Genomic DNA, 17,662 nt, shown 5'->3' with positions numbered 1-17,662 from the left:
ATCCTTCAGAACAATTCGCTTCCGGGGCCGGGTGCAATCAGGCTGCCCCAGCGTTGTAATACGTGCATCAGTGTTTGGTAGGCGTTTTCCAGTGTCTCGGGCTCGGTGCAATAAGGCGGAACCCAATACACGGTGTTGCCCAGGGGGCGCACCACAATGCCCAGTTCCAGAAACGTTTGGCGTATCCATTGACTCGCGCTGGAACCATACTGACTGTGACTGGATTTTAGCTCAAAGGCTGCCACGGTGCCGCACACGCGCGGGTTTTCAATCAGGGGGTGGCAAGCCAAGGTGGGTAACCAGCGTTGGTGGGTGGCTTCAATGCGGTGAATGTTCGCCCATGTGCTTTCTTCATCGAACAAGGCGAGGTTGGCCAGGGCCGCAGCGCAACCCAATGGGTTTGCGGTGTAGGAATGGCCGTGCAGCAAGGCATGGCCAACCTGGTCGCTTAAAAACGCGTCGTACACCGCTTGGCTGGTGAGTGTGGCTGCCATGGGCATGAAGCCGCCGGTAAGCCCTTTTGAAATACAAATAATGTCAGCCTGACCGCCAAATTGCGCCACTTGTTCGGCGGCAAACAGGGTGCCGGTTCGGGCAAAGCCAGTGAATACTTCGTCGAATATCACCAGCACACCAGCCGCTTCGCAGCGTTTACACAGTTCGGCCACATGGGCTGCGCGCATGAATCGCATGCCGCTGGCACCTTGAATCAAGGGCTCTAGTACCAGCGCAGCAATTTCACCTGCACTGTTTGCCAGCAAATGATCGAGTGCAGCCAGGGCCTGTTCTTCCATGCAGGCGCAAACACCGGTGGGTATGAAATCAACATGAAACAGCCAGGGTGCGAAGGGGGCGTAAAAACCACTGGATTTGCCAGTGGCCATGGCGCCGAAGGTGTCACCATGGTATCCACCTTCCAGCGCAACAATGCGACTTTTACCGGCCACGCCCTTGTTTTGCCAATACTGAAAGGCCATTTTCAGGGCTACTTCAATGGCGGTGGACCCATTGTCGGAGTAAAACACCTTGGCCATGGGGGCTGGGGCGTTGTGCACCAGGCGTTCGGCCAACTGCACAGCAGGCGGGTGGGTTACACCCGCGAACATCACATGTTCAAGCTCAAGCGCCTGTTGTGCAATCGCCTTTGCAATGGTGGGGTTGCTGTGACCATGAATATTCACCCACCAGCTTGAAACCGCATCAAAGTACTTGTTGCCTTGGGCATCGAACAAAAATTCGCCTTCACCACGTACCACTGCCAAAGGTGGCGCAGCGGTTTGCATTTGCGTGAAGGGGTGCCAACAGTATTGTGCATCCAGTTCAAGCAATTGGGTGTGGGTAAGCTGTTTCATGAGGGCTGTGCGATCACAAGCTGTCAAGCGCGCGAACAAGGCGCTCGGGCATGCCAAATTCAGCCAGTGCCTGCGGGCTTAATTCATTGAAAACCGGCAATTCAGCCAACACCGGCACTTCACCAAAATGTTCGATCGCCTCACGATTGGCAGGGTTGGTCTCACCCACCATCACCACGCCCAGCACAGGCACGCCAGCAGCTTTCAAGGCCTGCAGTGAAAGGCAAGTGTGGTTGATGGTGCCAAGCCCGCTGCGGGCCACCAACAAAGCGCAACTGCCCAGGTGTTTCATCAGGTCGAGCATGGTGTCCCGCCAGTTCAGGGGCACCATGCAACCGCCCGCGCCTTCCACCACCAGTCGATCGGCTGTGGGTAGCGTAAAATCGGTCAGTTGAATTTTGCCGCCATCGATGTCGGCAGCCTGATGAGGCGATAAGGGCTGGGTGAGGCGATACGTTTCCGGGTGCACTGCACAGCCACTCAGGCGGGCAATCCACTCGCTGTCGCTGCCACCCTCGAGCCCGCTTTGTACCGGCTTCCAGTAATCTGCTTGCCAGTGAGTGCACAGCCAAGCACTCACAATCGTTTTTCCGATGCCGGTGTCGGTACCTGTCACAAACAAATGTTTCACGGCCGTTCCAGGTAGTAAAAACCAATGTGGTAGTTCATGGTGCAGGCTTCGCCCAAGGCGGATATCACCTTGCGCAAATTAACCGGTGTGTGGTTTACGCGGGGCTGGTCCGCACCAATGGCACGCAGGCTGCGTGCAAATGAAAGCCCATCGGGATGATGGTCCAGAAAGTTTTTGGTGTGGTGAGCAGTGCTGGCGGCAATGCCTTCGGCCACCAATGCGTTCATGATGTCCTGCAAGTCATCGTCGCAGGGCAGTGGCCGCAGACCACTGGTTTGCCCGGTGTCCTCGTGTGCCACTTCCCAGGCCTGAAAAGAGCCATCCAGCAGTACGCTGAAAGCCACGGTATTCGACACTGAAAGCCAGCGTCGAATCGCCTCTTCAATGTTGCCAAACCATTGCGCACACATGCCTGAAATGAGCAGGGAGTGGTTCGGAATCCATAGGTGCTCAACTGCCAATTCCTCGCCATTGAGCAAGTGGGTGTGCAGGCGTTCAGTGGGGTACTTGCGCGTTAATTCGGTCAGCATGCCTTGCGCCAAATCGACGGCATGCACCGCACTTTCGGGAAACTTGTTCAGCAAATGCTCGGTTAAAAACCCGGTGCCGCTGCCCACATCCACACAAGCTTTGGGGTTGAAGTCGACTGGCAGCATTTGATCCAGCCACTGACACAGGTGTTGGGCTGAATGTTTTTGCACGCGCGCATGGTGATCGTAATCGCGGGCAGCATCGGAAAAGCGGCGTGAGGCAGCCTGGGCAGAATTCAGTTTTCGCGGCAAGGCGTTTTCAGACATTTCAATGCGGCTTGAAATTAATGCTGGCTGAGAAGGGACAATAAAGTGTCAGTATACCGCGCAGGGGCGGTGGCAATGCCTGCGTGCTCGGAAGCCAGTGTATGCAACTCGCGGTTTTGCTGTTTCAGCGTGTGCTCAAAGCATTGCAGTGCCAAAGCCAGTGGCACTATTTCATCCGTGTTGCTGGCCCAGGCGTGTAATTCGGCGCCATGGGAAAGGGCCTGTTGCAATGCCTGTGCTGCGTTCAATTCTTGCATGCTGCGAAGGTCAGTCAATAACGTTTGTTCATCCAGGGTGGCCCATTGCGCATGGTGCCCGCAGCGGTTGTGAAAGTCGCGCAATACCTCTGGCATGTTCTGTTCGGCCTTCTGGATCATGCGAGACAGAAAACGCGGTGGAGTGCCTTGGGTGTTGGAATCGCCTTTCACAAAGTGAGTAAAGCCATGAATGCTCAACAGGCTGTGCCATCGCACTGAAAAATCCAGCAGTTTTGAAAACCCCAGCGAATGCCCAAGTCCCAGCCAAGGTACTTCGGCGTATGCAAGCACCAAGCTGTGTAGCACTTCTGCCGTGTAGTGTACCCATTGGTCTTGCGTGCTGATACCTGGGGTATGAATCATCAAGCCTTGTCTGGCTTGCTCTGGAAAGTAACCCGCTTCCAGGCAAACAAACAAGGTAGTCTCGCGTGTATTTGCGGGAAGTGTATTCAACAAGGCATTGAAGAAACGGTGGTTGTAACCCCAGCCGTGGGCCATCAATAGCACTTGCGTTATTTCGGGCTGCTTCATGTGCCCACCTTCCAGCTGGCCAGTGCGTGGAGCAGTTGCTCATACACTGTAAGAGTGTGGCCAGTGTTCAGTGCAAGCCGAACCCGTGCGGCATTGGGGGGCACGGTGGGAGGGCGTACGGCAGAGGTTCGAATGCCTGCCTGTTGCAAATGGGTCTTGAGTTCAAGGCATGCATTGTTACTGCCCACCACCAAGGGAACAATGTGGGTGTTCGACAAGCCCGTGTCGAAGCCCAGTTTATGTACCTGGTTGCGCAGTGTGTCTGCGGCGGTGTGCAGCATGCCCCGTTCTTTATTCAGGCCCGGAATAATTTCCAATGCTTTGCCAACTGCGCCAATTACAAAAGGCGAGGGCGCGGTGGAATACACAAAGCCGGTGCAACGGTTGACCAGGTATTGTTTGAATATTTCGCTGCATGCAATGTACGCCCCGCTGACCCCCACAGCCTTGCTGAAGGTACCCATGATGACCCAGTGCCCCAAGGTTTTCAGTGCATCTATGGCGGGGTGTTGCATCGCCCCAAGGCCTCGACCTTCCGGTCCCCAAATTCCCGTGGCGTGGGCTTCGTCCAGGTACACCACAGCGTTGTGTTGCAGGGCAGTTTCCGCGAGTTGTTCAACCGGCAGTAGATCACCTTCCATGCCAAAAACCGTTTCTGAAACAATAATTTTTGGCTGCCTGGATTCCGTGTGTTTATCCAGCAGCTCAGTCAAATGCGCCATGTCGTTGTGGCGAAAACGAATTTGTTTCACCCCCGCAAGTTGGCAGGCATGGTGCAAGCTGGCGTGGTTCAGGCGGTCGGTGAACACAAGGGGCTCAGTGCCACCCACCACGCCACCCCACAGGCTTTTGTCCAGCAGTGCGGCCAACCCGCTGGCATTGGCTTGGTAGCCGCTTGAAAATACTAGTGCGGCTTCAGCGTTTTTGAATTGTGCAACTTGCGATTCCAGTTGTTCAAAGCAATCGAGGTTGCCTGACAACAAACGTGAGCCGGTTGCACCTGCACCGTATTTTTTCGCGCATTCATGGCCTGCCTCTACAATGTCGGCGCGCTGGGCCAGGCACAAATAATCGTTGCTGGAAAAATCGAATGCACGCTGGTTCAAAGGGCAGGGCAGCAACACCCGCTTGCCGCTGTCTTGGGCCAAAAGGTCAAGGCGTTGCTGGCTGGCTTGGCTCAGGTTCATCGCGCTTAGGTCAGGTCAAAATAATGTCGTAGTGTTCCTGCACAAACAGGTTGTCTACTTGCAGGGTAATTGGCTTTCCCACAAACTCTTCCAGCATGCCCAAGTGTTGGGCCTCTTCTTCCAGAAACAGGTCGATCACGGCTGGGCTGGCCAGTATGCGAAATTCTTTGGGGTTGAACTGGCGGCTTTCGCGCACAATTTCCCGCATTATTTCATAGGCTACTGTTTGGGCTGTTTTAACCTGCCCCTTGCCCTGGCAGCTGGGGCATGGTTCGCACAACAAATGGGCCAGGCTTTCACGGGTGCGCTTGCGGGTCATTTCCACCAGGCCCAGTGCAGAAAAGTCTGTCACGCTGGTTCGGGCGCGATCGCGGTCCAACGCCTTTTGAAGTTCCGCTAGCACCGCTTTTTTGTGTTCCTCGGTGCTCATGTCGATGAAGTCGATCACGATGATGCCACCCAGGTTGCGCAAGCGCAGTTGGCGCGCTATCGCGTGCGCCGCTTCCAGGTTTGTTTTAAACACCGTTTCTTCAAAATTGCGGGCACCAATAAAACCGCCCGTGTTCACATCGATGGTGGTGAGCGCTTCAGTTTGGTCAATGATTACATAACCGCCCGATTTCAGTTCAACCCGACGGCCCAGCGCCTTTTGCAATTCATCTTCAATGTTGTACAGCTCGAAAAGAGGCCGCTCTCCTTGATGCAGTTGAAGGCGGTCTTTGGTTTCCTGTGCATAGGTTTCAGCAAAGGTCAGCAGGTTTTTCAGGGTTTCTTTTGAATCAATCAGAATGGCTTGGGTGTCGGCACTCACCAGGTCGCGCACCACGCGCTGCGCCATGGTCAGGTCTTCGTAAATCAGGCTGGGTGCGGGCTTCGTGCGGGTCAATTCCAGCATCTCGCGCCAGCGGGTTCGCAGGTAATTCACATCTGCGGTCAATTCTTCATCGGTGGCTTCTTCGGCGTGCGTGCGAATAATAAAGCCACCGGTGTTTTCGGGCAGCAGGCGAGTTAGTTTTGCGCGCAGCTCTTCTCGCTCGCCTTCATTCTCAATGCGCTGTGAAACACCAATGTGTGGGTCTTGCGGCAGGTGCACCAACATGCGGCCTGCCAGGCTGATTTGCGTGGTGAGCCTGGCGCCTTTGGTGCCCAGTGGGTCTTTGCTCACTTGCACAATAATGGTTTGCCCCTCGAACACCATTTTTTCAATGGCGGGCGGTGGGTTGCCATTCTGTTTCGATTGGTGGTGGTTGTAGGTGCGGTGTTCCCACAGGTCGGCCACATGCAGAAACGCTGCGCGCTCCAATCCAATGTCGACAAATGCAGATTGCATGCCGGGCAACACGCGTACTACTTTGCCCAGGTACACATTGCCCACAATGCCGCGTGTGGATGTGCGTTCAATGTGAAGTTCTTGCACAGCACCGTGCTGAACAATGGCCACGCGCGTTTCCTGCGGTGTCACGTTCACCAGTATTTGTTCGTTGATCATCTTTTGCTTCTTGGGTATTAATCGATTCTTGTTGCAGCTCAGTTTCTGTTTTGGGCCGCTGTTTGGAGTTGGCGTATCAATTCGCTGGTTTCAAACAGTGGTAAACCCATAATGCCAGAATGACTGCCGGAAATGTGACGAACGTATTGCCCTGCGATCCCCTGAATGCCGTAGGCGCCCGCTTTGTCGAAGGGCTCGCCACTGTCGATGTAGGCGTGGAGGAAGGTTTCGGGAAGTTTTGTGAACTCCACGTGTGACGTTTGCACGGTGCTTCTGGTTGCAGTGGTGCTGCCATCGACATGAAGCCAAGCGCCAGCCACTGCGGTATGCACCTCGTGGGTGGTGTTGGACAGGCTTTGCAGCATTTGAAAGGCCTGCGCCGCATGTTGCGGTTTGCCCAGAATGGTGCCGTTCAGTGCAACTGTGGTGTCGGCCGCCAATACCAGCCCGCTTAATTGTTGCGCACGCATGGCCTCAAGCGCTGCATTCAGTTTCAGTTGGGTCACGCGTTGCACGTACAGCAAGGGGTCTTCGTGTTCAAAAGGCGCTTCAAGCGCTTCGGCCTCTGAGCTACTCTGCGCCAGAAACACCTGCACTTTTAATCCGAGTGTTTCAAGTAATTCAAGCCTGCGCGGGCTGCGCGAAGCAAGCCAAACCTGGGCCGGCAGGCCACTGTGCTCGGGGCGAACGGGTGTGTTCATGTTGGGGCTTATTCGCGGTGGTACGGATGCCCAATGGTAATGGAAAATGCGCGGTACAGCGCTTCCACCAACAGCACGCGCGCCAGTGCATGGGGCAGGGTAAGGTCGGATAGCCGCCACATGCCCTGGCATTGCCGCTTCAGGTTTTCATCAAGCCCATCGGCACTGCCGATGAGCAGGCACAAGGTTTCGCTGCTGTTGTGCCATTTCTGAAGTTGCTCAGCCAAGGCTTTGCTGGTGTGGCGTTCCCCCCGTTCATCGAGTGCAATGACGCGTGCGCCATTGGGTATGGCCGCTCGAATGCGCTCGGCTTCTTTGGCGAGAATTTGGTCCACGGGTTTGCCCGCAGACCGGTCTTCAGGTTTCAATTCTTTGATGGTCAGCTTCCAGTCGCCTGGAAAGCGTTTCTGGAACTGATCTACGGCCTGTTGCGCCCATGGCTCGATTTTGTGAGACAGGGCGATAACGTGGATTTTCAAAGCGAAGCGAAAATCTTAGTTGTACTGGCTTGAATAGGCCTCGGCCTGCTGCGGGAAATAATCCACGCCGGGCATTGGTTTGCTCAGGCTGTGCGGGTTCAACTTCACGCGCACGGGCTTGCCACCCCAAATTTCTTCCAGGTTGTAATACTCGCGAATGGCGGGTTGCATCAAATGCACCACCACATCGCCCAGGTCGACCAGTACCCATTCGCCGGTGTCTTCACCTTCGGTGCTGAACACTTCGCCACCGTTTTCCTTGGTTTTCTCGCGAACGTTGTTGGCCAAAGCGCGTGTTTGGCGGTTTGAAGAGGCTGAGGCAATGATGACCCGGTCAAAAACACCGGTAAGGTGGGTCGTGTCGAAAACGGCGATGTCTTGTGCTTTGATGTCTTCGAGGGCGTCAATCACGACGCGCTGCAGTTTACGCAATTCCATGCAATTCCAAAGGTTTGTTAATTGCCTGAATTCTAACAACTTTCAGGGCTGGGCGCGACCATAAACTGGGTGCAGTGTCAGGTACTTGAGCACAGCGGTGGGTAGGCTGGCCTCAAGTTTGAAGCGGGCGGTTTCCCGGACTTCGGCGTTGCCAGACTGTAACAGCTGGAATTGCCTTCGAATTTGGGTTGAGCTGATGTTCACGCTGGGCATGGGTATGCGAAACAGGCGATCTTGGAGCAAATGTCGTTTTAAAGCCTCGGGCACCTGAAAATCGCCCCACTGGGTGCGGTCCACCACGCCAATACGGGCGTAATCAAACAGGCTTTGCCAATGTTTCCAGCTGGTCAGGTTGGCCAATTGGTCAGCCCCAATCACAAAGGAAAGTTTGTGGTCAGGGTGCTGTTCGCTCAGCTTCTCAAGCGTGTCCACGGTGTAGGTGGGGCCTTCATGCTCAATTTCGAAGGGTTCCATGCGCCAGGAGTGCACGCCCTCAATGGCGAGTTCAACCAATTTTTTACGAACATCGGCAGGTGCAAGGTCTGCGTTGGGTTTTTGCCAAGGTTGGCCTGCGGGCATAAACCACACTTCATCGGCCATGCACTGTGCTTGGGCTGAACGAGCCATTTGCAAATGCCCCATGTGGATGGGGTTGAAGGTGCCGCCAATGATGCAGATTTGCCGTGTGGGCATGGCTCAGGCCGCCAGCCAGTCGCGGTCCACCAGAAAGTCGGTGTACAGCCTTGCCTCGGCGCTGCCTGCCTCAGGTTGCCAGTCATAGCGCCATTTCACCTGCGGGGGCATGCTCATCAGGATTGATTCTGTGCGGCCACCGCTTTGCAGGCCAAACAGGGTGCCACGGTCGAATACCAAATTGAATTCAACGTAGCGGCCACGCCGATAGGCCTGGAAGTCGCGTTCGCGTTCGCCGTAGGCCATGTTCATGCGGCGCTCAACAATGGGCAGGTAGCCTTTCAGGAAGGCATCGCCCACGTTGCGAGTCATTGAAAAGCTCTGCTCAAAACCCAGCTCGGAAAAATCATCGAAAAACACACCGCCTACACCGCGGGGTTCTTTGCGGTGTTTCAGGTAAAAATACTCGTCGCACCATTTCTTGAACTTGGCATGGTAGTGCGCACCAAAGGGGTCGAGTGCATTTTTGCAGCTTTGGTGAAAGTGTTTTGCGTCTTCTTCAAAGCCGTAGTAGGGGGTTAAATCCATGCCGCCGCCAAACCACCACACCGATTCACCTTCCACGGTGGTGGCTGCAAACAGGCGCACATTCATGTGTACTGTGGGTACATAAGGGTTGCGGGGGTGAAATACCAGTGATACACCCATGGCTTCAAAACTGGCACCAGCAAGGCCCTGGCGGCTGGCAGTGGCTGAGCCGGGCAACTTGTCGCCCATTACATGGCTGAAATTGACACCGCCACGCTCCAGCAAGCTGCCTTCTTCCAGCACGCGGCTGCAACCGCCGCCCCCTTCAGCCCGCTCCCAGGAATCGTTCAAAAAAGGTTTGCTTTCGAACTGACCAATGCCCGCGATGATGCTGCTTTGAAGGCCTTGAAGGTATTGCTTTACCTGATTCAGTTCAGAAGGTGTCATTGCTCTAAGTCCTGATTACTTGCGATTGATGGCGCGGTAGCCAATGTCGCTTCTAAACTGCATGCCATCAAAGCTGATAGTGTCGATCAATTCATAGGCTTTGGCCTGTGCCTGGCGCACGGTGTCGCCCAAGGCGGTGGCGCACAACACGCGACCACCCGCGGTCACTGCCTTGCCATTTTTTTCAACAGTTCCGGCATGAAATACAACCGCTTCGTCGCTGGCTTCGGCGCGCAGGGTAATTTCATCGCCCGTGCGCGGGGTTTGTGGGTAGTTGTGCGCGGCAATCACTACGCCTAAAGCGGTGCGGCGATCCCATTCTGCTTCAACCTTGTCCAGCGTGCCATCAATGGCGTGGTCCAGCAAATTCACGAAGTCGCTTTTCAGGCGCATCATGATGGGTTGGGTTTCCGGGTCGCCCATGCGGCAGTTGAACTCCAGTACCTTGATGTCGCCCTTGTCGTCGATCATTAAGCCCGCATACAAAAAGCCGGTGTACACCAGGCCGTCTTTTTTCATGCCGGCGATGGTGGGGTAAATAACCTCTCGCATCACGCGGGCGTGCATGGTGGGCGTAACCACGGGGGCGGGGCTGTACGCACCCATGCCACCGGTGTTGGGGCCTTGGTCGCTATCCAGCAGGCGTTTGTGGTCTTGGCTGCTGGCCATGGCCAAAGCGTTCACACCATCGACCATCACGATAAAGCTGGCCTCTTCGCCTTCCAGGAATTCTTCAACCACAACCCGAGAACCGGCACTGCCCATGCTGTTGCCCAGCAACATGTCGTCAATGGCCTGGTGGGCTTCTTCCAGGCTCATGGCAACAACCACGCCCTTGCCCGCGGCCAGGCCATCGGCCTTGATTACAATGGGGGCACCTTTGACATTCACATAATCGTGGGCTTTGGCAGCATCGGTAAAGGTTTCATATTCCGCAGTGGGAATTTTGTGTCGCTTCATGAAGGCCTTGGCGTAGTCCTTCGAGCTTTCCAGTTGGGCTGCAAGTTTGGCTGGGCCAAAAATACGCAAGCCGCGCTGGCGGAACAGGTCAACCACCCCCGCGGCCAATGGCGCTTCCGGACCAACCACGGTCAGGTGCACTTGTTCTTTGGCTGCAAAATCGGCTAGTTCGGTCAGGTCGCTGATTGGCACATTTTCCATTTTGGCTTCCAGGGCAGTACCGCCATTGCCAGGAGCAACAAATACCTTTGTTACGCCCGGGGTTTGGCAAATACGCCATGCCATGGCATGTTCGCGGCCGCCTGATCCAATCACCAAAATTTTCATGTGTGTAGTGCTCCGTACTTTTTATTCGTTGATGATCACGTTGGTGTAAACCTGTTGCACGTCGTCCAGGTCTTCCAGCATGTCAATAATTTTTTGCATGCGAATGGCATCGTCGCCCTCAAGCTCGGTCTCGCTTGCAGGTTTCATGGTCAGCTCTGCGTTTTCGAATTTCATGTTCGCCGCTTCAAAAGCGGTTTTCAGGGTATGAAAATCGGGTACAGGGCAAGTTACCTCGATCACGCCATCGTCGGAAGTAACAACATCATCGGCCCCATTCTCCAGCGCCACTTCCATGATCGTGTCTTCGCTGTGGCCGGGGGCAAAAATAAACTGACCACAATGCTTGAACATGAAAGAAACAGAACCGTCGGTGCCCAAATTGCCACCGTGCTTGGTCAGCGCATGGCGAACTTCAGCCACAGTGCGCACTTTGTTGTCCGTCATGCAGTCGATGATTACGGCTGCGCCACCCACACCATAGCCTTCGTAGCGAATTTCTTCGTAATTCACACCTTCGGCTTCGCCTGTGGCTTTGGCAATGGCGCGCTGCACGTTGTCTTTGGGCATGTTGGCCGCAGCAGCCTTTTCCATGGCCAGGCGCAAGCGTGGGTTCGTGGCCACATCGCCACCGCCAACTCGGGCCGCCACGCTGACTTCACGAATGATTTTCGTCCACACCTTGCCGCGTTTTTCATCCTGCCGGTTTTTGCGGTGCTGAATGTTGGCCCATTTACTGTGTCCTGCCATGGCTCACTTTCTGTTGTTGAATCAAAGAGGTGCGATTTTATCACCACCGGGCACTCGCCGTATTGCCCTGAAAGGATTCCACAGCGATAATCTGCGCGGGTATTGGACTTTTACATTGGTATACATTCAACAAGGAGGCAGCGTGAGTTTGCTCAAAGACTTCAAGGCGTTCGCAGTAAAAGGCAATGTGGTTGATTTGGCTGTGGCGGTGATCATTGGTGGTGCCTTCAGCGGCATCGTTAAAAGCCTGGTTGATGATGTCATCATGCCGATTGTGGGTCGTATTTTTGGCAGTCTCGATTTCTCCAATCTGTATTTGCCTTTGGCAGAAATTCCGGCGGGAGTGGCCCCCACGCTGGCCGCCGTCAAGGCTGCTGGCGTGCCTGTGTTGGCCTATGGCAGCTTTATCTCGGTGCTGATTAATTTCATTATTTTGGCCTTCATTATTTTCATGATGGTTCGTCAGGTCAGCAAATTGACCAAAGCTCTGATCAAGGAAGAGGAGGCCGCACCAGCCGCGCCAGCACCCACTCCTGAAGATATTCTGTTGCTTCGTGAAATCCGTGATTCCTTGAAGAAGTAATTTAGACTGGCTTCTCCAGATCGGCGGTAGTACAATTGAAGGCTGAATCTGGAGAGTGGCTAGCGCGTATCTGTGCTGGTCCGCCGAAGGCGCAATCCCCATGAACGCTCAGGCTTCAGTACAGGTTCAAGAATTCAAATCTGGAGAGCGCTGTGCGCGGCCAATCGCCGCGTAAGTACAGCCGCCGAAGAGGCAAGCAACGCAACCCGTTGTGAATCTTTCAGGCAAACGGACAGAGAGGGGCTACAAGGCAAATTGTTTGCCGAAAGCCCTTTTTACTGTTTGTGGAGCCTTATCCTCATGAAAGCTATTGTTCTCGGTGCTGGTGTTACCGGCATTACTTCCGCCTGGTTTTTGAAAAAAGAAGGTTTCGACGTGACTGTGGTGGATCGTCAGCCTGCCGCAGGCATGGAAACTTCCTTTGCCAATGGTGGCCAAATTTCTGTGTCCCATGCTGAACCCTGGGCCAACCCGGGCGCACCCAAGAAAGTGCTGAAGTGGTTGATGAAAGAAGATGCGCCCCTGCTGTTCCGTTTGCGCGCCGATGCCCGCCAGTGGCGCTGGGGCATGCAGTTTTTGCGTGAATGCACCCCCGAGCGCACACGCCATAACATTATTCAAATGGTGAACCTAGGCACATTCAGCCGCAGCACCCTGCAAGAACTGCGCGCCGAGACTGGTATTCAGTACAACTGCCTCACCAAAGGCATTTTGCATTTCTACACCAACCAGCAAGAATTTGACGATGCACTGGAACCTGCTGAAATCATGCGCGAGTTTGGTTGCGACCGAAAAGTAATCAGCGCAGAAGAAGCAGTTCGCCTTGAACCCGCATTGGCCACTGTGAAAGACAAAATTGCTGGCGCCACCTTCACTGATGCAGATGAAAGCGGCGATGCACATGTGTTTACACAAAACCTGTCGAAGCTGTGCGCGGAAAAAGGCGTTGAGTTCAAGTACGACACCGCCATTCTGGGCTTGGACACTGAAGGTGGCCAAATCAGCGGTGTGCGCGTGCGTGGCGCGGATGGTCAAGTACAAGTGCTGAAAGCTGACAAGTACCTGCTGTGCATGGGCAGCTACAGCCCAATGCTGGTAAAAGACCTGGGCGTGGATTTGCTGATTTACCCAGCCAAGGGTTACTCGGCCACCCTGCAAATCGACGACGCCAGCAAGGCCCCACAAGTCAGCCTGACAGACGATGAATACAAACTGGTATTCAGCCGTCTGGGCGACAAGTTGCGCATTGCAGGCACCGCAGAATTGAATGGCTACAGTACCAACTTGAACCATGTGCGTTGCCAGGCAATTACCCGCCGTGTCATGGAGCTGTTCCCCGGCATGGCTGACCCGGAGCAGGCTGTGTACTGGACTGGTTTGCGCCCCGCGACCCCTTCGAACGTGCCTTACATTGGTGTGTCCAAAATTTCAAACCTGTACCTGAACACAGGCCATGGCACTTTGGGTTGGACCCATTCTTGTGGTTCGGGCCGATCAATCGCGTCCATCATGAATGGCAAGCAGCCTGAACTGGATTTCGCATTTACTGGAATTTCTTCCAAGAAGGGCGAGGCCTTGGCCGTTGCCTAAGGCTTGTTTTTGCTAACATCAGCGCATTCGCCAACAGGATGTGCTGATGTCTGATTCTGCAAACAAAAATACCCATGCCGGGGCCGACAACGCCCCCGCCTCGAATTTCCTTCGCAACATCATTGATGCGGACTTGAAAAAGCCCGAGTATCAGGTACGCCCGTGGGCCGGCAAACCCGGAGGGGCCGATGTGCACGACGGTGCGCCCGCTGATCCCGCGAACATTCGCCTGCGTTTTCCGCCCGAGCCGAATGGCTACTTGCATGTGGGCCATGCCAAGGCCATTTGTGTGAATTTCGGTTTGGCCAAAGAATACGGTGGCGCGTGCCACATGCGCTTTGACGATACCAACCCAGAAAAAGAAAGCGAGGAATTCGCGGATTCCATTCTGGATGCCGTGCATTGGCTTGGCTTTCGCTGGGAAAACTTTGGTGACGACAACCTGTATTACGCCAGCGATTATTTCGAATTCATGTACCAAGCCGCTGAATTCCTGATTCAAGCGGGTTTGGCTTACGTTGATGAACAGAATGCAGATGACATGCGTGCCAATCGCGGCACCTTGACCCAAGCGGGTGTGGATTCCCCATTCCGCAATCGCCCAGCCGCTGAGAGCCTGGCCCGTTTTCGCGCCATGCGCGCGGGCGAACTGCCCGATGGCGCTGCGGTGCTGCGTGCCAAAATTGACATGGCCAGCCCCAATATGAACATGCGTGACCCGGCCGTTTACCGCATTCGCCGGGCATTTCACCACCGCACTGGCGATGACTGGTGCATTTACCCCATGTACACATTTGCGCATCCCATCGAAGATGCGCTGGAACGCATAACCCATTCATTTTGTACGCTTGAATTCGAAGACCAGCGCCCGTTCTACGACTGGCTTCTGGACAACTTAGCTTCTGAACACAAAACGGCGGATGGCGGTGTGTTAAAGCCCCTTCTAAGCCACCCCTTGCCCAAGCAGATTGAGTTCGCCCGTCTGAACCTAAGCTATGTGGTCACCAGCAAGCGCAAATTGCAGCAACTGGTAACTGAAAACAAACTCAATGGGTGGGACGACCCCCGCATGCCGACCATTGTGGGTTTGCGCCGTCGTGGCTACACACCTGAGGCAATTCAGTTGTTTTGTGCCCGCATTGGCGTGTCCAAATCCGATTCTTGGATTGATTATTCGGTGCTGGAAGGCGCTTTACGCGACACGCTTGACCCAATTGCCCACCGTGCTGTGGCGGTGCTCGACCCAATTCCATTGATCCTGGACAACGTGGACGACGATTGGGCCGACATGTGCACCGCGCCTGTTCATCCGCACCACCCGCATTGGGGTATGCGCCAGTTCACCATCGGCAAACGCCTGTGGATTGAAGCGGAGGATTTTCAGGAAAACCCGGAGAAAAAGTTTTTCCGCCTGTTCCCGGGCAACAAAGTACGCCTGCGATATGGCTATGTGATTGAATGCACGGGCTGCGACAAAGATGAAAACGGCAAAGTAATCGCCGTGCATGCCCAGGTGTTTCTGGACAGCAAATCGGGCACGCCAGGTGCAGACAACTACAAGGTGAAAGGCAATATTCATTGGGTGGATGCAGAGGACTGCCTGCCTGCCACTGTGCGCCTTTACGATCGCCTGTTTACCGAAGAGCACCCCGACTCTGGTGGTAAAAACTTCATGGACAGCTTGAACCCCAATTCACTGACCGAAGTGAAGGCTTATCTGGAGGCAGGGCTGAAGGATGCCTGGTCTGGCACGGTGTACCAGTTCGAGCGCCACGGCTATTTTGTGCCTGATTTGAAGGACCATACTCTGGAAAACCCGGTGTTCAATCGGGCCACTACGCTGAAGGACAGTTGGAGTAAATAGCCAATTCATCGGGTACACTAGCCCTCGGACTAGGTATTCAGAATATGGCAACGAACCCAAACTACAATATTCGAGGTGCGCTGCTGACCATCCTGAACGGGATGGGTCCAGACACCAGGCATGAGGCGGACATTGCCCACCTGTGTCACCTCATGGAATGGTTTCGAGAAGGGGCTCCGGGCTCCGACTTCGAAATCGAGCGGCGATTTTCCATGCTGGTGGAAGCGCTTGAGCAGTCCAACGACCTGCGTGTGCAGGTCAAGGGCTACCTTGAACAATTCCTGAAAGAATCACGTTACCGGTATACCTTTGCCGAGCTCGGTATTCTGGGCAATGAAACATTTGGTCAGGCCATGAAAAACAGGATATTTCAGCGCCTGTTGCCGGCCACGGTCGAAGACAAAACCGTTCGTGAATCGCTCAGCCTGATGTTCACCAAACCAGATGATCATGAATGGCTTGAATCAATCAGTGTGGCCAGCTGGACCCGCCTGTTTCATGTGCTGGAATGGTTAGACCCCGCCATGCCGTTGTGGAAGCGCATTCAGCACGAAATGCTTGAGGCCATGGAAATGCTGGCGGTGCGAATCGCGGCCCTGGGCATTGATTCCGAAGTGGTACGCTGCCTGGGTATTTCAGAGCGGCACACTTCACCTTTTGTTGAGCAGCACCTGGAATTGCGCAATATGATTGGGCAGGCCCATGAAAAGCTGAGCAATATGGAGCCCTTGCACGATTTGGGCGACCACCTGGATGTGTTGTTGGACCAGTGTCAGGGCCAAATCAAGAAAGCCTATGCGCAGGCTCGCGTGCAAGGTATTTCAGTCACCTTAAGTATGCAGCTGATTCGGCTCGAACAATCGATCAACCGCATGCGACGACTGCTGCAACTACTGGGCGCCTTGCCCACAGAAAACCGGGTAGGCACATGCGTGCAGTTTTTCTGCACCTTGACCAAAGAGGAAAACCGCAAACATTCCATTACCGATTTGTGGCGTGGCTTGACTGACAAGCTGGCGTTGCGAATTACTGAACATGCTAGCCAGTCGGGTGAGAAGTACGCCACAGAAACCCGCGCCGAGTACTGGAAAATGGCCAAAGCGGCCATGGGCGCGGGCGTTATTATCGCGCTTCTTTCTTTGTTCAAGGCCGGCATTTCAAGTTGGCATTTGCCCCCATTTTGGGAGGCCGTATTTTTCAGCCTGAATTACGGCATTGGCTTTGTGATCATTCACCTGTTGGGTTTCACCATTGCCACCAAGCAGCCAGCCATGACCGCAGCGCGAATCGCAGCGGCCATTGATGCTGCCAACGGGCGCTTAAGCTCGGCCGACCGGGTGGCTGATTTGATTACCCAGGTTGCACGCACCCAATTCATCTCGATTTGGGGCAATGTGTTGCCAGCATTTGCCACTGCCACCGTGGTGGCTGTGGGGCTTACATTCCTGCTCGGAGAGCCGCCTGTGGCAATTGAGAAGGGCGAAAAAATGTTGCTGGAGCTCAATCCCTTGTTGTCGGCAGCTTTGCCCCATGCGGCAATCGCCGGGGTTTTTCTGTTTTTGGCGGGTGTTATTGCGGGTTACTACGATAACCTGTCGATTTACCACCGTATTCCGGACAGAATTCGGAAGGTGCCCTGGTTGCGCAAGCGCTTGGGTGTGGTGCGTGCCAACAAACTGGCCGATTATTTGAGCAAAAACACAGGGGCCTTGGCAGGCAACTTCTTTTTCGGTTGCATGTTGGGTTCGGCAGGTTTTATAGGACTCATTCTTGGTTTGCCAATCGACATTCGGCACATTACCTTTGCCGCGGCAAACATGGCTTACGGAATTCAGGCCCATGAATTCATGTTGAGCGGGCTTGAGGTGGCGATTGCCGCCGTGGGTGTGTTCCTGATCGGTATGGTGAACCTGGGCGTCAGCTTTAGCCTGGCGTTTTTTACCGCCTTACGTGCACGTGGTGTTCGAAGATTGGAAAGCCTGTCTTTGGCGGGGCGTATTTTCAAGCGGTTTTTCAAGAGCCCTGGCGAGTTCTTCTATCCACCCAAAGAAGCGGGCGCAGCGGTCAGCAATGCCGTGAGCCCAGCCAAAACCGAGTCGAAGTAGCGATTAATCAAGCCTG

At 54.6% G+C, this 17,662-nt stretch carries 17 protein-coding genes and 1 riboswitch; of the genes, 4 read left to right on the top strand and 13 right to left on the bottom strand.

Translation table 11 applies throughout. The features are described 5' to 3' along the window. Positions 1-5: 5 nt before the first annotated feature. Genes bioA through B4C79_RS07170 form a run of 13 tightly spaced genes read right to left on the bottom strand, consistent with a single transcriptional unit; the run spans position 6 to position 11,504 of the window. Complete coding sequence (gene bioA / locus B4C79_RS07230; RefSeq protein ID WP_291739561.1) at positions 6-1,352, bottom strand: adenosylmethionine--8-amino-7-oxononanoate transaminase; 1,347 nt, start codon at positions 1,350-1,352, stop codon at positions 6-8. A gap of 13 nt (positions 1,353-1,365) precedes the next feature. Then, positions 1,366-1,983 (bottom strand): dethiobiotin synthase, encoded by a 618-nt coding sequence (gene bioD / locus B4C79_RS07225; RefSeq protein ID WP_291739562.1) that lies wholly within the window; start codon positions 1,981-1,983, stop codon positions 1,366-1,368. Further along, complete coding sequence (locus tag B4C79_RS07220; RefSeq protein WP_291739563.1) at positions 1,980-2,780, bottom strand: methyltransferase domain-containing protein; 801 nt, start codon at positions 2,778-2,780, stop codon at positions 1,980-1,982. The genes bioD and B4C79_RS07220 overlap by 4 nt, the downstream gene beginning before the upstream one ends. Before the next feature lie 17 nt (positions 2,781-2,797). Further along, positions 2,798-3,568: a hypothetical protein gene (locus tag B4C79_RS07215; RefSeq protein WP_291739564.1), complete on the bottom strand. Its 771-nt coding sequence runs from the start codon at positions 3,566-3,568 to the stop codon at positions 2,798-2,800. Beyond that, positions 3,565-4,755 (bottom strand): aminotransferase class I/II-fold pyridoxal phosphate-dependent enzyme, encoded by a 1,191-nt coding sequence (locus B4C79_RS07210; RefSeq protein WP_291739565.1) that lies wholly within the window; start codon positions 4,753-4,755, stop codon positions 3,565-3,567. Before B4C79_RS07210 ends, B4C79_RS07215 begins: the two co-directional genes overlap by 4 nt. Positions 4,756-4,765: 10 nt before the next feature. Next, positions 4,766-6,241, bottom strand: a complete 1,476-nt coding sequence (gene rng / locus B4C79_RS07205) for a ribonuclease G (protein ID WP_171101347.1) — start codon at positions 6,239-6,241, stop codon at positions 4,766-4,768. Between the two features lie 41 nt (positions 6,242-6,282). After that, complete coding sequence (locus B4C79_RS07200) at positions 6,283-6,945, bottom strand: Maf family protein (protein WP_291739566.1); 663 nt, start codon at positions 6,943-6,945, stop codon at positions 6,283-6,285. A gap of 8 nt (positions 6,946-6,953) precedes the next feature. Continuing rightward, the gene (gene rlmH, locus B4C79_RS07195) at positions 6,954-7,424 is read right to left on the bottom strand and encodes a 23S rRNA (pseudouridine(1915)-N(3))-methyltransferase RlmH (RefSeq protein ID WP_291739567.1); all 471 of its coding nucleotides are present in this window, start codon (positions 7,422-7,424) and stop codon (positions 6,954-6,956) included. A 15-nt stretch (positions 7,425-7,439) separates the two neighbouring features. Then, the gene (gene rsfS / locus B4C79_RS07190; protein ID WP_105028205.1) at positions 7,440-7,862 is read right to left on the bottom strand and encodes a ribosome silencing factor; all 423 of its coding nucleotides are present in this window, start codon (positions 7,860-7,862) and stop codon (positions 7,440-7,442) included. Positions 7,863-7,904: 42 nt separating this feature from the next. Then, complete coding sequence (nadD, locus tag B4C79_RS07185) at positions 7,905-8,555, bottom strand: nicotinate-nucleotide adenylyltransferase (RefSeq protein ID WP_171097633.1); 651 nt, start codon at positions 8,553-8,555, stop codon at positions 7,905-7,907. Positions 8,556-8,558: 3 nt separating this feature from the next. Continuing rightward, positions 8,559-9,470, bottom strand: coding sequence for an oxygen-dependent coproporphyrinogen oxidase (hemF, locus tag B4C79_RS07180; RefSeq protein WP_291739568.1), 912 nt, complete (start codon positions 9,468-9,470; stop codon positions 8,559-8,561). Between the two features lie 15 nt (positions 9,471-9,485). Next, positions 9,486-10,757 (bottom strand): phosphoribosylamine--glycine ligase, encoded by a 1,272-nt coding sequence (gene purD / locus B4C79_RS07175; protein ID WP_291739569.1) that lies wholly within the window; start codon positions 10,755-10,757, stop codon positions 9,486-9,488. A 21-nt stretch (positions 10,758-10,778) separates the two neighbouring features. Beyond that, positions 10,779-11,504, bottom strand: coding sequence for a YebC/PmpR family DNA-binding transcriptional regulator (locus B4C79_RS07170; RefSeq protein WP_291739570.1), 726 nt, complete (start codon positions 11,502-11,504; stop codon positions 10,779-10,781). Positions 11,505-11,646: 142 nt separating this feature from the next. On the opposite strand from B4C79_RS07170, the gene mscL reads away from it, so the two are divergent. The 4 genes from mscL to B4C79_RS07150 all read left to right on the top strand — a co-directional run bounded on the left by mscL (position 11,647) and on the right by B4C79_RS07150 (position 17,646). Beyond that, a complete protein-coding gene (gene mscL / locus B4C79_RS07165) occupies positions 11,647-12,087 on the top strand; it encodes a large conductance mechanosensitive channel protein MscL (protein ID WP_105029795.1) in 441 nt (146 codons plus the stop codon). Between the two features lie 130 nt (positions 12,088-12,217). Further along, positions 12,218-12,333, top strand: a riboswitch (glycine riboswitch). A 54-nt stretch (positions 12,334-12,387) separates the two neighbouring features. Next, a complete protein-coding gene (locus B4C79_RS07160) occupies positions 12,388-13,677 on the top strand; it encodes a D-amino acid dehydrogenase (RefSeq protein ID WP_105028213.1) in 1,290 nt (429 codons plus the stop codon). A 46-nt stretch (positions 13,678-13,723) separates the two neighbouring features. Beyond that, the gene (locus B4C79_RS07155; RefSeq protein WP_291739571.1) at positions 13,724-15,541 is read left to right on the top strand and encodes a glutamine--tRNA ligase/YqeY domain fusion protein; all 1,818 of its coding nucleotides are present in this window, start codon (positions 13,724-13,726) and stop codon (positions 15,539-15,541) included. A 44-nt stretch (positions 15,542-15,585) separates the two neighbouring features. Beyond that, entirely contained in the window at positions 15,586-17,646 is a 2,061-nt protein-coding gene (locus tag B4C79_RS07150; RefSeq protein WP_291739572.1) for a site-specific recombinase, read from the top strand. Positions 17,647-17,662: the final 16 nt, after the last annotated feature.

It is taken from the genome of Limnobacter sp. UBA7229 (assembly GCF_002473065.1).
Lineage (GTDB): Bacteria > Pseudomonadota > Gammaproteobacteria > Burkholderiales > Burkholderiaceae_B > Limnobacter > Limnobacter profundi.
This window is presented reverse-complemented; position numbering and strand designations above follow the sequence as displayed.